General features: G+C 50.8%; 10 protein-coding genes. 5 read left to right on the plus strand and 5 right to left on the minus strand.

Annotated features, from left to right (window positions below):
- The first annotated feature begins 202 nt into the window (after positions 1-202).
- The 3 genes from B9Q17_RS14645 (at position 203) to B9Q17_RS14655 (ending at position 2,206) form a co-directional block, all read left to right on the plus strand.
- The gene (locus B9Q17_RS14645) at positions 203-1,342 is read left to right on the plus strand and encodes a YagK/YfjJ domain-containing protein (RefSeq protein ID WP_094625769.1); all 1,140 of its coding nucleotides are present in this window, start codon (positions 203-205) and stop codon (positions 1,340-1,342) included.
- A gap of 102 nt (positions 1,343-1,444) precedes the next feature.
- Positions 1,445-1,657, plus strand: coding sequence for an AlpA family phage regulatory protein (locus B9Q17_RS14650; protein WP_094625770.1), 213 nt, complete (start codon positions 1,445-1,447; stop codon positions 1,655-1,657).
- 129 nt (positions 1,658-1,786) lie between these two features.
- Positions 1,787-2,206 carry a hypothetical protein gene (locus B9Q17_RS14655; protein ID WP_094625771.1) on the plus strand — a complete coding sequence of 140 codons (420 nt, stop codon included), beginning with the start codon at positions 1,787-1,789 and terminating at the stop codon, positions 2,204-2,206.
- A gap of 82 nt (positions 2,207-2,288) precedes the next feature.
- Here B9Q17_RS14655 and B9Q17_RS14660 read toward each other — a convergent pair whose 3' ends face one another.
- The 5 genes from B9Q17_RS14660 to B9Q17_RS14680 form a co-directional block, all read right to left on the minus strand.
- Positions 2,289-5,111, minus strand: a complete 2,823-nt coding sequence (locus tag B9Q17_RS14660) for an AAA family ATPase (protein ID WP_094625772.1) — start codon at positions 5,109-5,111, stop codon at positions 2,289-2,291.
- 265 nt (positions 5,112-5,376) lie between these two features.
- Positions 5,377-6,243, minus strand: a complete 867-nt coding sequence (locus tag B9Q17_RS14665; RefSeq protein ID WP_094625773.1) for a DUF7281 domain-containing protein — start codon at positions 6,241-6,243, stop codon at positions 5,377-5,379.
- A complete protein-coding gene (locus B9Q17_RS14670) occupies positions 6,227-7,480 on the minus strand; it encodes a hypothetical protein (protein ID WP_094625774.1) in 1,254 nt (417 codons plus the stop codon). The genes B9Q17_RS14665 and B9Q17_RS14670 overlap by 17 nt, the downstream gene beginning before the upstream one ends.
- A complete protein-coding gene (locus B9Q17_RS14675) occupies positions 7,480-8,118 on the minus strand; it encodes a condensin complex protein MksE (protein ID WP_094625775.1) in 639 nt (212 codons plus the stop codon). Before B9Q17_RS14675 ends, B9Q17_RS14670 begins: the two co-directional genes overlap by 1 nt.
- Positions 8,108-11,845 carry an ATP-binding protein gene (locus B9Q17_RS14680; RefSeq protein ID WP_167373032.1) on the minus strand — a complete coding sequence of 1,246 codons (3,738 nt, stop codon included), beginning with the start codon at positions 11,843-11,845 and terminating at the stop codon, positions 8,108-8,110. The genes B9Q17_RS14675 and B9Q17_RS14680 overlap by 11 nt, the downstream gene beginning before the upstream one ends.
- Before the next feature lie 662 nt (positions 11,846-12,507).
- Here B9Q17_RS14680 and B9Q17_RS14690 point away from each other — a divergent pair.
- Together B9Q17_RS14690 and B9Q17_RS14695 are read left to right on the plus strand one after the other, a co-directional pair.
- Positions 12,508-13,149: a hypothetical protein gene (locus tag B9Q17_RS14690; RefSeq protein ID WP_094625778.1), complete on the plus strand. Its 642-nt coding sequence runs from the start codon at positions 12,508-12,510 to the stop codon at positions 13,147-13,149.
- 89 nt (positions 13,150-13,238) lie between these two features.
- Positions 13,239-14,492 carry an IS256 family transposase gene (locus tag B9Q17_RS14695; protein WP_011783528.1) on the plus strand — a complete coding sequence of 418 codons (1,254 nt, stop codon included), beginning with the start codon at positions 13,239-13,241 and terminating at the stop codon, positions 14,490-14,492.
- Positions 14,493-14,521 lie beyond the last annotated feature (29 nt).

Raw genomic sequence — 14,521 nt, forward strand, 5'->3', positions numbered from 1 at the left:
TGGCAGTTATACCTCTATTGAGAGAATCATCACCTTCAAGCAATGCACTGCATACAGGTAACCATGAACAGCACTAAGTAATTCAGAAGAGCATCAGAAGGGGCTTAAACGAATTACGTTAAAGAACACAGATGTAACTTTCTACATGCCCGGGTCATGGCATGAGCACAACGCTCATGCCCATTTAACCTGGAGGCCGACTATGGAGCAATACACATACGACGATACCCCGACCGATGAAGATATGCTGGAGTGGTTGGGCGGATTACACGGCGGTGAAATCCTTACCAATGCAGCAGGCCAGCCAATTACGATGCCCTCAGATTACCACTGGCGCCACGACCTGGTCTGGGTCGACCGACAGTTGAAAGCTATGGCCAATACGCGGCGGTTCCTTGATCATCAGCGACTCATTCAGCCAGAGACCTTTGGCGCAGCTACGGTGGTGTTGGCCCCAGATCCGCTACTAGAGAGACTGACCACACTTTTCACTGTATTAGTGACCATGTTTCATGAGACGAATATTGGTCAGCATTATCGGCCAAGCCCCTACGCGACAAGCTTCCTCTGGGCCTTTGGCCAATGTGAGTATCTGCACGATGCGGGATTCCGTCAGTTACCAGCAATGAGCCATCAGGCGGCAGAACAGGTGGTCATAGATCTCAATCAACGCTTGGAAGCCTGGTATCAGAGCATGATTAAGCCAAACTTTGCCTACGAGTGCGGTCGTATCCGACGTAACAGCCGCGACAATTACAAGCGTCTGTGCGAGCTCATGAAGGCCCTCTTTCTGTGCCATAGTCGCCTAATGGTAGTGAGGGTAGACCTAGGCTACAGCGAATGCGACAGCCCCTACATCGATTACGAGACGGCACGTCATCACAGAGAGCAACTTTGCCAAGCATTTAACACCCACTCCCTGTTTAACCATCTGTTGGGGTACGCTTGGAAACTGGAATGGCAGCCCAAGAAGGGCTTTCATTACCACTTCATATTCTTCTTCGACGGTCATCAATGCCAGGAGGACATTACAAAGGCTCGCCTCATTAATGAAATGTGGGCCAAGGCCATTACCGGTGGCCAAGGTCATCCTTGGAATTGCAATCTCGATGCCGAGCAAATCTACCGCTACAACGCCATGGGATGCATCGACTACCATGACACCGCAAAACAACAAGGGCTTTTCAAGCTGGCCAAATACCTGACCAAGATCGACGAATACGCCGCTATGCTGGTTAACGGCAGAACCTTTCAGACGAGCCGCAAGCCGGGCAGTCAGGAGGGACCACGTCGTGGGCGGCCTCGGTTATATCAGAGCAGGCCTTTGAATTCTGGGCTCTGAGTCAACGTCGATAACGGCTAGCTGGATGTGGACACTGAGCCGTCTGGCATGAACGCTTGAAGTGTCCGACAAATACTCTGAGCAATTTGAAGAGGAAGATCTATGAGAGTGCTCAGACTGACGGAAGTGCAAGATAAAACCGGACTTGCCAGGTCCACACTGTACAAATATGTTGATGCGGGCACGTTTCCAGGGCCTATCTACCTTGGCGGCAGAGCCACCGGCTGGATTGATGCCGAGGTGCACGAACGGCTGCTGGAAAAGCAAGTTGAATGTGATATGGCCCATGGAGCAACGAGAGGCTGGAGCCTCTAGGTATTTCGGTGGGTCCAATGGACGGCAGTGGCAGCCAGTGGATGCCGGACAGGGCCTACCCCGCATACAACATTGAAATTTTTGTGGCATCATGAATGTTCAATCCAACGAATATCAAGGGCCGAACGCGTGAACCACAATAGCCAATTGGAATCTGCAACAGCCTCTCTCAAAATGATCGTCGACCGCGTGGACGCCATTGCCAGAAATACGGTCAGTGAAAGTGCGAGAGACGCCACCGCGTCGCTGAGGAGTTTCCTGGAACAACTTAGCTTCCCTGAAGTGAAAGCGATCTACGTTATTATTCAAGCTGGCAGAAACCCTTCCTGGCTAGAGGAGACCAATGCCATAGAACCCCTGCACATAAACCTCAGTGGGATTCGTCCGGCAAGCGAAGGAAAACAAAGCTGCATTGACTTCATTTTGCCGAAGACCGACCAACTACAACTCTATATCGCTCGCTACATTGAAACCTGCAACCAGCTCCGGCTTGACCCATTCAACGAACTAGCACTCCTGATTCGATACGAAACAGCGCAGGAGCATTGATCCAATCAATTGGTTAACAATTTCGAGGAGCTTGTGCTCTTTCTTGTCACAAGCCCACCTCACGTCGCATGCTTAAATAATGTCACATTCGAGCTAGACAAGCCTCAACATAATCTAGCTCTTGGGAGAGCTCACCGGCATGATTACGCAGATGGTTCAATTTCTGCCGAGCATCCTGCTGAACCTCAGCAGGAGCCCTGGTAAGTTGTTCGATCTTTCCAGCCTGTACGCCGATTCTCTCGTTCACGTCGCGAAGCAGCCTCTGGCACGAGGCTTGTTTTTCAATTGGGAAAAGCTGGCACTCGAGCAAGCGGATTGCATCGTAGATTTTGATGACTTCAGCGCTGGTTTTAGAGTGCACAAAATTCAAGCTGGCCTCATCGAACGCATGATGCTCTTGATTCTGACCACCCCAGTTAACAAGATCCTTCTTGATCAAACTGAAATTCGTGAGATCGTAGGCGATACGAGGCTCAACAAGCGCAAAGGTTTTTTCCAGACTGATCTGCAGGTAAATGTTTTTCTTAAGGTTGGATTTTCCAAACTTAGCAGTGATCAAGACCTCGTTCTCTAAGCAATACTCAACCACCATCGACTCAAACCAAATACGGCAGTAGATCAACGCCTGCCTTACGTCATACACCTCTAAGGCTTCCTGAATCTTCGCCTTAAACCCACCTGCGTAGTCGACAACCACGATACCTCTATTGGTATAGCTGAGTATGCAGCTGGAGTGTTGATCGGCTTGCGGATGCCTTTCTGCGATCATGCAGAAACGCTCCCAGAAGAGTCGGTCATGCGTCGTGACAACCATCTGAGTGCGCCTTAGGTACGGATCTGAAAAAAATAAGTCGATGATGTTGGATCGGTGATCACTGTCGATCGCGTTCACCACATCATCGAAAACGATTACCTGGAATTTGTTTTTCTCGGCCATTGCTAGAAGTAGCGAAAGCCCCAATGCTCGCAGATGGCCCTCACTCAGAGTAGAAAAGGCATCAAGGGACGTGCCATCAATGTTCGAGATCTTTATTCGGTACCCATCACCAGTTTTTTCAAAACGAATGGCTTCGATACGTTCATGCTCATCATCATGGTCATTGATCGCTTTGTAGTGATCGGCAGCTTTTTCCTCAATACCAGTGATGCGTTCTTTTTCCAAAGCAAGCTTATAGTTAAGCAAGTCGCGGTATAGGTTAGCGTATTCCAGTTGCAACTGCTTAATGAACGAATTGAATCTCACGTTACCCGCATCTTGATCTCGAAGGCCGTCTCGCTGGATCAGCAAGGCCGATATTTTTTCACCTGCGACAGTGTGAGCTCTTTGCGAGGCTCTCTTGTCAGCAAACAGCGCCCTGACGGTTCCTTCCGTTTCCTTGAGAGTTTGTGCCTGCTCTTCGAGACGCTTGACCTGCGACTCTGCACGCTTAACCTCTTCACTTTTCCGTCTGCAAGCATTCACATAGGTTTCGACGCCTGCAGAATCAATGGTAAGCAGCTGGTTAAAGTGATGAAGCACTTGCGCCGCGCTCTCGGCTCTGTCTGTCGCTGCGTCTAAATCAGCAACGGCTGATTCGAGTTCACCCAAACTCAGGGAACAAGACACGCCTAGGCGAGTATTCCTATCGACACCTGCGATGGCATTGGAAATTTTAGCGGACAGCCGGACGATTCGTTGGTCGTTGCGCTGCTGGGCACTTCTTAGTTCTTTCAAGATACCTAGGGACTGAAGCTCACGCCGCGCTTTCTCGAATGGGTTTTCGGCAACACTACTCAAGGGCGTGGAGCACGCGGGACAGACGTCGTCCTCTCTCGTGCTCTCGATAGCTACCAAGGCTTCATAAACAGCACTATAGTTGACAGCTGCCGCGTTGTTGAGAAACGAAGCTCCAATCTTCGATCTTCTCAAAAGTAAGCGGCTAGCGATGCGGCCCGCACGGCGAATTCGATCCATCAAAATAGCGCTGGGAGCCTCAGCAACCTTTAGTCGCTCGGCCTTGCGGATCTTTAGTTCACCCAGTTTCGTTAGTCGCAGAAACCTGACACGCACAGCGCTTTGCTGCGCGGAAGACAAGCCAAGATGGCCACATACCTGATTATTGATTTCAGTGACCTTTTCGGTAAGGCTTAGCCTCTCATCAATCAACTCTTCTCTCGCCCTGGCGATGTTAGTCAGGGCCTGCGTTTGGTCTTGTTTAAGGAACGTATTGAGGCTGAAGCTTTCTGGCTTTACAAATCGTGCTAGGACTTCTTGGAATTCCTCGAGACCAAACAACGTAGCAATAACGTCATGTTCAGGGCTACCAGTATCTTTGGACCCAAGCAAGGAGAACTCTTGCAGGCGATTGCGATCAATGAAGCAGCTTGCCCAAGAGAGGCTGCGTGTGACGGGAGCATTATCCATTCCCACCAGGGAGAGGGACATCTTGGAATCCCCTCTTGCAATGTATTGTTTAACCTTGGTCTTGCGTCGATCCGCCTCTTTGATATGTCCTGTGGTGCCATATTCCAGAGCCTCACACAACGAAGACTTCCCGCCTCCGTTAGGGGCATAAAAGATATTCTTGGTCTTGCTAAACCTCAGGTAGCTTCCTTTGTCATCAGGTGCCAGCTCACCAAATCCCCTGAAGTTCTTCAGCTGCATATATGACAAGGGACTCAGCCCAGACGGGGCGACCCAATCAAGCTCGGGCTTTGCATCAAGCACCTTCTTGAAGCGTGAGGCGATAAGCTGATAGTCCTTCTCAAGAAGTTCACCAGCGGCTTTGGTCAAGTGATCTTTTATGTGATCAGAGTAACGGCCCTTACTCTGATTCGCTTTATAGAGGCACCAAAAGAGCGCCAAGTAGGCGTCGGACTTGCCGTCAAGATGACCTCTGGCAAAGCTCAAAAGGTACTGGCTCATCTCATCCTCGTCGTACTCAAAGATCGCATTTCAGATTCCTTTGTAGCGGTTGCATTCAAGCCTTTGCCCTTATCGTATTAAAATTCTTCGAAATTTCGGGGGATGGATATAGACGTAAACCTAGTAATTGCTCATATCAGTCGCATAAATTGATGTAACAAGTGATAGCCGCTAGTTTGAAGCAATCAGTCAAGAGATCTCTCTCTCTAAAAGTTCCCTGACCCGCATGCGCCGCGCATTCCCACTGACAATCTCTTATATCAGCTCAGATTAAATGACCCTCTTTCACAACGGATGCATCCACCACCGAAAGCTGGATATCGCGACTCACTATATGTTCTTGCATAACCGCAACCTCATTGAGGTGAATCCAATCGACAAGCTTTTCGCACGCGGTATTTCGTGCTTTCCCTAACAATGACGCCATTTCTCGAGTTTGTCGTCGGTGCGCAGACTGGTTGTTGGACACTGATAGAAACTTGTCGCTGCACTCCAGGGGGACAAATATCTTTCCCTTCCCCACAGCTAACGCCAAATTCAAACCAGCAGGATCAAAATCAAAAAATAAACCAAGAAGCTCTGCCGGATGCCGATCAACCAGCTTTTGGACATGCCGAACATTCTCACGATGGCCTCGGTAGACAAACACGCAGTCGTTCCAACCCTGAGGCAGCCGAATACGGTGACACTCCGGCATCAATGACCCATTTTCAATTACGACCAGCCGCTGTTGGCGGAGATGTTCAAGATCCAAGATCTTAAAGGGAACACTGATTACGGCGCCGGGTGGAACATAGGCAACTTCTCCACTTGCCCTAATCTCACCTTTCCCAGCCGTGGCCATAACAACCAACTGACCAAATACCGAGTCTCTGGCAAGCTTTTCGTCCGGCACTTTCTCGGCCATCTCCAAACGACTGACAGCCATTGAGTCAAATAGAGGGTCCAGGCCAGTTAAGGCTTGTGCGTGGTTTCGCAGGCGGTGTAGCTCGTCTTCCGTGAATTGGTATTCGCGTCCCACTAAGGTTCCACAGCATGTTTCTTCGTGAATGCGAGCCCAAGTTTGGTTCTTAATAGCGGTTTTCTTCCCTGAGACCAGAAGGCGTTTGATGGCGTTAAAGTCGGCTGTCACTACGTCGCCTCAATGTCATGTCCAGGATATAAAGGTTGTCTGGGTAGAGTGGATCTGGCTCACTTTGGTAATCCACTTCAATCAGGTCGTAATCGTTCGGCGCCAACGCATCTAATTCGGACTCCAATGTGTGTAGCCACGTTGCTGCATCGAGATCCAGATCGCTGTGAGCGAGGACTTCCAATGCCCGAATTTCGCAACCGCCAATATCACCATCCAGTAAATGCTGGAGCAGCTGCTCGACAAGTTCGTCTACCGGATCAACTTCTTCTTGCTCGGTCGCTCCATCTACGTCAAATTCAACGGATGAAACCGCCTTTGCGTCTGCATGGGGCTCATTCACTTGGGAGTCAAGGGGGCGGGCCCAACGGGCGATTTCTATGAGGTCTTGATCATCTGCTGGATCATAAATGTCGCCATAGGAAACAATCCTGAACGGTGCCACTGTATTTAACACTGGTGGACAGTACGCCAGGTCCAGATCGTCGATAGACGGCTCAAACCCACGATTATTGGCGTAATGTGATTCAAAGCCACCGATCAATTTGCTTAGCCGCTGATCTTCCCGCATACGCACTAAGAGAATTCGCAACTGATTCAGTGCATACGACAGGTTCCGCCGTCCCTCTTCCAAAGTGGCTGGCAGATGCTTTAGCAACAATCGCTTCAGGAAAGGGTCGTTTCCAGCTTGGTCTTCCAGTTCACGGATCTTGAAGCTATCGAAAAGATTACTCAGGCGATGAGCCTGATCGATCACTTCCTCGTTCTTGCGTATGCGAAGTTCAATGTCGGTGATATAGCTAAATCCGCTAGTGATGTATGCCGAAAAGGTGACAGTAGCCATGCGTATATCTTCAATGATTTCGGATAGGACCTCTTTGATCGTGCCTTCAACTCGCTCTTTGTCTTCGAACGCGGCGAGTCGCTTGGCCTCCCGGTATTCCGCGAACAACTGATTCAACTCGTTCCAGAGTTGGTCGACGTGTTCACTGGCTTTGCGTCTACGGTCTGACTCAGTGATATGGTCGAGAAAGTGAGCCAATACCTTTTTCAATTGGGGATCTTCATCCTCGGCTAGCCGCCAGATCAGCCGATGATGCTCCAAAGTCTCTAGCATCCCTACGTTGTCATCGGTCACCGGTATCCGGTTCCCTTGACTCAAATGAGCTTCCAGGATGGCTTCGGCGTGGGTATTGAGTGCCCGAAGTGTTGACTGAGCATCGTGCGTCCGAGCCATTACGCCAACCTCATCTGGGGGTCTTCTTCATCGCTATCATCCCGGATGCCTTCATGGGTTTTAATGAAGGTCATCAAATCGTAAAGCCAGGACCATTTGGCCGTCGCCTGATAAACACTTCCGCTGGTGCCTACCTGTTTTAGATAGCCGTCCTCCACTAACCGGGTCATCACCATTCGAATCTGGCCGGCACTATCCGTACGAGTCGTCTTGAATGGTTGCTTTGTGGTCAAGGATCTCAACTTGGCTTCGAGAGAGGGTGCTGATGAAATTCTTTCAAGTAGTTGCCCTTCCCGCACCTCCTCGCCAGGCGCAATTGGTCGCTGGCTAGCTTCCACCATCATGTGTAGGCGCAGGAACTGGACCAGCGCTTCAAAATGCATGGTTGCATCCCGGAACTGCTGACGGACAGCAGCCTGTGCATCTGGAGTATTCAGCTCGTTATAGGCGCACAGCCAGGCATCATGGCTACTGGTTTGACGCAGAGTGCGGTTCATCTGTTGCAAAAAATCCGCAACCTTTTGCTGATGATTCGGTAACGACAAGTAGTTGTAGAGATCGCTGTAATTGTATTCACAGATGATTTTCCCACCAAGCAACGCCGTAACCGTCTGCTCAAACAAAGGATTATTCTGCATAGTCGGTTCCTTCTGATACAGCGCTGGCGGATGGTTTGGTGAGGCGACTCAACAGCGCCTTTTGAGACGTTCCCGGCGCCGCTTGTTCGAAGTTGTGAATACGTCCCTTCTGGATGCTGACTTTATTCTCGAAGAATTTACGCAGTGGTCGATCGAGTTTGGGGCAAGCCGAGACCATGGTGAGGTTGTTGTGCTCCAGCATGTCAGCCAAACGGGCAATGTTATTCGGGCTTAATGTGCCCAGCTCATCAATTGGCCAGGTTATCCGGGTATTGTTATCGGGGCAGAGATACCTCGTTAGCCCCATGAATACCGCCATGATGGCAAGATAGGTTAGTCCCTGAGAGCTGGCATTTAAGAAATCGTTATCGTTGCGAATGACAGCATCCCTACCGTTTTCCTTCATGGTGAGGTGCATATCCACCATGGACTCTATGCTTTCACCTAAATTGGCAGAACTCAACGTGGCCGTGACCAACTGGAAGGCAGACAGTACTGCGTCGCTGGGGATTTCCCTACGGTGAGAAGCCTGCCAGTCGCGCCACTGAACGGTAAAGGCCTTTAGCGGTGCCCAGCTGTCATCGTCCTCAATTCGTGGTTTCAGCACAACCTGGATGTCGCTTAGGGAATCAATCTGCTGGTCAGTATTAATTTTTTGTCTCAGTGTGCGCGATACAGAACTCACCTCCCGCATGACCGTTTCCAGGCCATCGAAGTAATCACAAACTTTTCCGGCTTCATTCGAGAACTGTTCAATCAACGTCTGTCGGAGATGGGGAATGTCCTGGTCTAGCAAATAGCGGAGATCCTCAACCTGGGCCAACATAAATGGCTCATCGAACTCGCTTTCAGATGGAGACAATCGACTCCGGCGGAGCTCTCTCAGTTTTTGCCAGGATTTCTGAATCTGGGAGTCTGGGTATTGATTGAGGACGCCCTGGGCACTCCTAAACGCAGCTAGCACGTCCCGTCTGAGCTCGGTCAGCTTACCGAATGCATCTTGGAGCTCCCGCGTTAGGTTCTGAATATTACCGGGTAAGCCAGGGAGCTCTGTCGAAATCTGAACTTTCCCCAGAATCCCGTTTGCCTCTTCAATTTGGCCCTTGATAGTTCGAGCTTGCTCCTTTGCACTCTTAATCTTTGCGTAATGCTCCTTTCGCACGTCTACTTGGGCTAGCTCAGCGGCCTTCCGCTTCTGCGCAAGTTGCTCCTCTTCCGTTTTTAGCTGGTGGCAGGTTGCCGTCAGGCCATCGACCCTGGCCCAGTCATTTTTCAGCCAATGCTGATACCTTCGAATATCGTCCTCAGCGGATTCGATCCGCTGCAATTGGGCTTTCAGGGCATCGACCTTATTTTTTGCTTTCCTGACTTCTAATGGGTCAATGCCTTCTTCGCTCAGTCGCTGCTCATATGCGGTTTTCTTTGATGCCAGTCGTTGCTCATGATCAACCTCTGCCTCATCGAATAGCCGTTGAGCATCGGCGATCTGCGATTTGAGTTTTTCTTCTTCATCAGCCCAAAGCCCGATTAAATCCATCCTGCGTTGACTGAATCTGCCTTCAATCGATTTTGCCTCGGATATCGTCTCATCGTTGTAGCTGGCAAGCCGCTTCTCTAGCTCAGCCACCAGCTCTTGTTGAGACCTACGCCTGTCGGTAATGGCAGTTTTAACGTCGGAGCGGATCTGCTTAAGTTCCCCACGAAGGCGACCCACCATGTCGTCCATCAGGCGACGTTCGGTCGTTAACCGGTCCTCTTCTCTCACCCGCTCTTGATGAGCTTTATTACAAGTTTCAGCATCTTTCTCTGCTGCGTCACGGGCCTTTCGTGCCTGATTGCGTCTGTCGTCGAGTTGTTTCAAACGCTCCTGTAGCTCTTCTTCCGAGACTGCGAACTCTGGGACTGGCAGAACCGTAAGATCCAGGTTCCATCCCATCACTGCACTCTGTTGTTCTGGTGCAGTGTGCTCAAACTGAGGATTCAGGTCTTTACGTTCCAGCAAGTCGGGATTGATCACCTTGGCAAGCCCGAGCGCCCATTTGGGGTCCTCCTTTCGAAGCGAAGATAACCAAGAACTGTCGTCCGGTGTGATCTGGCGCTGTAGAGAATCGACCTTGTGATTCAACACCTCGAGAGCGTCTTCTGCTTCGCCAAGTGAACGCTGAGAGTGCTCCCTATCGCGGTTGGCATGTTGGGATTGCTCTCTCGCTTCGTTGAATTCATCAACTACTTTGGTCAATTGCTCGTTAGCGAGGTTGAGCGCAGACTCAGCCTCTTCAATACTACCCTGCTCCTGCTGCGTAGGCCCTTGATGCTCTAGGAGAGTTTTACCTCGAGATAGACCGTCACGGATCTCATGCTCGTCAGCACGACGGGATTCTTTATACTCAGCTACCTTTTCGAGCTTTTCCCTTTCGAGTTTGCCGATAGCGCTTTCGTGAGCGCCTTTGGCATCTTTATGAGCGTTGCTCGCGCCATCTATACGCGACTGCCTTCCGGCTTGAGCTTTGGTGTGCTGATGAGTGATCGCCGCAGTCTCGGTGTTATATTCAGAATCAATTTGAGTAACTTTGTCAGTGAGGGAGGCTAAATCTGCTTCCGCGTTCCTGAGACGAGTTCGGAGCTCTCCTACCGTTGTTGCGGCTTGCACAAGTTCCGGCAATTGAGCCGTCTCGAACTGATCGCGAGCCTCATAGATGCTTTGAAGGTCCTTGTCTTTGACTTCCCATTGATGCTCCTTTTCAGCTTGCCGACGACCAAGTTCCCCGTCCTGCTGATTAAATGCGTCTTCCTTGGTTCGGAGCGCTTCTTCAACCTGCTCTGCAACCTGTAAATATTCCTTCCGCTTTGCTTCCTCGACATCCACTGTTTCAACTAAGTTGGAAACCGTTTGCCCCATCCGAGTTTCAATGGCTTTTCGTTCCGCCTCCTTTACCAAACAGTCCCGAATTTTCGGCTCCTGCTTTTCAAAGGCCTTGAGGCTCTTTATGTCTTTGACCAGGTCCTTTTCATCAATAGCCCTCGGGCGCCCGTGAAGGTGGATGTTCTCGAACTGGGTTTCAACGATCATGGTCTTGAAGCTGGACATTAGCCGGTTCTTGTTCAGAACCACATGGGTGAGCCGGTCAATGTGACTCATTTGCGTATTGGCACTGCCCAGCCCGTAATCCGCAGCCAGGGCACGTAACTTCCGTGCATCAGCCGGGTTCCGCTTAATTAGTTTTTGATTGCGTTGAATGATGGCTCGGTAATTGGTGATGGTGTCGACCATCTGGGACGGTTTTTTGCCCAGTTCTTGCAGCTTGCTGAATATCAGATCGTGGGTTGATCCCGCCTGCAGCTCTTCAATCACGCCGGGTGCGAAAAACGTCTCGTCGGCAGCCCCTTCAACGAATCGGTAGCAGAGCTTACCTGTTGGGTGGCGATACATAATTGCGCAGCAAACACCCGAGTATCGGGTGTACTCGAAAATCACCAGACTCTGTTGGGACGGCAGGTAGTAATCCACGAAAGAAAGACGCCCGGAACCCTTGCTAACAATTCGCTCTGGCTCTTCACCAAAAAATGCAGGGATCAGGGAAAGTACGGAGGTTTTGCCTGCCCCGTTAACACCGCCGATATGTGTCCGTTCAGCGCAGTTTATTCGGACGGTACGGCCTTTAACCTGGTCGAAGGAATGATGAAGAATGATGCTTTGCAATCCGTAGCACTGCTCTGTCGCGGTCACCCGTGAATCTCCAATAATTTTTAGTATTGCCTGTCTCGGCAGGATGCCTCCCATCCTAGCATTAGAGGCAATAGCACGTCGGGTATAGCTGACACTAATCCACACACTTTGACCTAAGAAATCTAACCATCTGTTATTTTGGCGTTTTCTTCGCACTTGCAAAAATCAAAATTTTCCCGCCACTCGCCTAGCTGATGAGCTTAGCCTCACATCGTAATCTGCGTTTACCCAATCCCGGGTACTGAACGAAGAGGATATGAAAATGGCCAAATCAGGATCAAACAAAGGCAGTCGCGGCCCATCAAACCATCCAGGACCAGGTGGTAACTGGCCCGCCACAACAGGAAACAAGTCCGGCGGTGGGCGAGGCAACGCTCCCTCTAAAAACAAATAAATCTTGATGATATTGCCGGCTTCTCACGAGAAGCCGGCTTTCTCTGCGAGGTGAAGTGTGAAGCGGTACAGTAGCGACAAAAACATCAATCAAACGATTCGCAGTTTGATCAAGTCCGGTTGGTCCTTCAGAAACGGGCGAAAGCATTCATCTGTCATTTCACCCAGTGGAATTCGCCTTTGCATCCCTTCAACGCCGAGCGACTATAGGGCATGGTATAACTTTAACCGAGACATAAAGCATATAAGCAGCCGACATGGATAGCACAATGCACGAAGAACACCCTTATCCCAATCCATTTGAAATTTTGCGATTCGTATTGCGGTCTCTGGACCTAAAGCAGTCTAACAAACGGTTAGACGAGCTTGTGGCCCAACGGGCTTATGATCCAAGGGAGCTTGACCAAGCCATTCAGCTTTACGTTTCTGCGCCTATAGAAAAATGTATGGGGCAGCCCACCGCAGCAATTGCATCAAAAAACTTAACCAGGTTCCTTGAAAGCTATATGCATGGCACCGTAGGTAAAATATCTGTAGATGGAGTAAGCCGAGACACTACTCTTTCAATACTTTCAACAGCGACCTTCAAAGACCGAGTGATCGAGTTGATGCAGGAACTGCATGCGCGCCTTGGGGGCCCTCACTTGAGCATTTGGTTTTCGAGCCAAGCAAGCACTGTCAGCACAATACTCGATTGGATCAAGGACAGCTTCACAGGTTGGAATTCGTATTTCTCAGATTTGAGTAAAGAACAGAAGGATATGCTCGCTTCTTGGTCCAGAGGTGCGGAGCTCCCTTCAGCACAGTCAATACTACTGCTGGGCAATGCAGTTTCGCCCTCAATGACAGATGAGTTAGAGTGGCAGAAAATCAAAACTTGGTTATTCGCCGCAAGGGCAGAGTTATGGTGATTTCTGGTGTATGGAAGCAGGCTGAAAGGATGGCGTATCCTGTTGGTTGATCACCACCAAGATCACAACCAACAGAGGATGGATACGCCATGTCCAAGTCTAACCTGCATGCTCTTTCACAACCAGAGGCGACCACGAACGATCCCTTGCACGATCTGATCCGACAGGGTGCCCGTGACCTGATTGCGCGGGCTGTCGAGTCTGAGCTTCAGGGGCTACTGGATCAGTATGCCGATGTATTGACACCCGATGGTCGCAAGGCGGTAGTCCGAAACGGTCATTTACCAAAGCGAACCATTCAGACAGGCGTTGGAGATGTTGACGTTCAGGTGCCCAAGGTCCGGGACCGCAGCGGCTCCGGCATTCGCTTCAACAGTCAGCTCCTGCCACCGTATTTGAAGCGGGCCCAGAGTCTGGATGAACTCATCCCCTGGCTCTACCTGCGCGGTGTCTCCTCTGGCAATTTTCAGGAGGCCCTGAGTGCCTTGGTCGGCGAGCAGGCCAAGGGCCTGTCCGCCAACACGGTGTCACGGCTCAAGGCACGGTGGCTGAAGGAGCACGAGGATTGGCGTCGCCGTGACCTGGGCCAGAAGCGCTACGTCTACTGGTGGGCAGACGGTGTCTACAGCAATGTTCGTCTGGATGATCGACTTTGCCTGCTGGTGATTATCGGGGTCACAGAGCATGGCCACAAGGAGCTGGTCGCGGTGGAAGATGGCCACCGCGAGTCCGAAGCCAGCTGGCGAGAGCTGCTCACCGGCTTGCGTGAACGTGGCCTGGACAATGCGCCCAAGCTGGCCGTAGGCGACGGGGCTTTGGGCTTCTGGAAAGCGCTGAGCAAGGTGTTTCCGGATACCCGGCACCAGAGGTGCTGGGTTCACAAGACTGCCAACGTGCTGGACAAGCTGCCCAAGTCCGTACAGCCGAAGGTGAAGTCAGACCTGCATGAGATCTATCTGGCGGAGACCCGTGATGGCGCTCACAAAGCCTTTGACAGCACGTTAAGGCGATTCCGGGACAAGTACCCGAAGGCCATGGAAAACCTCGAAAAAGACCGGGATGAACTGCTGGCCTTTTACGATTTCCCGGCAGCGCACTGGATTCACTTGAGGACCACGAATCCCATTGAGTCCACCTTCGCCACAGTCAGGCTGAGGACCAAGCGAAGCCGGTCCTGTGGCAACCGCGACACTACGTTATCGATGGTATTTAAATTGCTCCAATCCGCCCAGAAACGCTGGAAGCGGATCAAGGGGTTTAACCAACTGAAGCTGGTCGTGAATAACGTTCAGTTTCGGGATGGAGAACGGGTGGATGATCAATCCGGCAGAGACGCCGCCTGATGCTCATACACCAGATTTGACAATAACTC

The sequence above is a fragment of the Marinobacter vinifirmus genome, assembly GCF_002258215.1.
GTDB lineage: Bacteria > Pseudomonadota > Gammaproteobacteria > Pseudomonadales > Oleiphilaceae > Marinobacter > Marinobacter vinifirmus.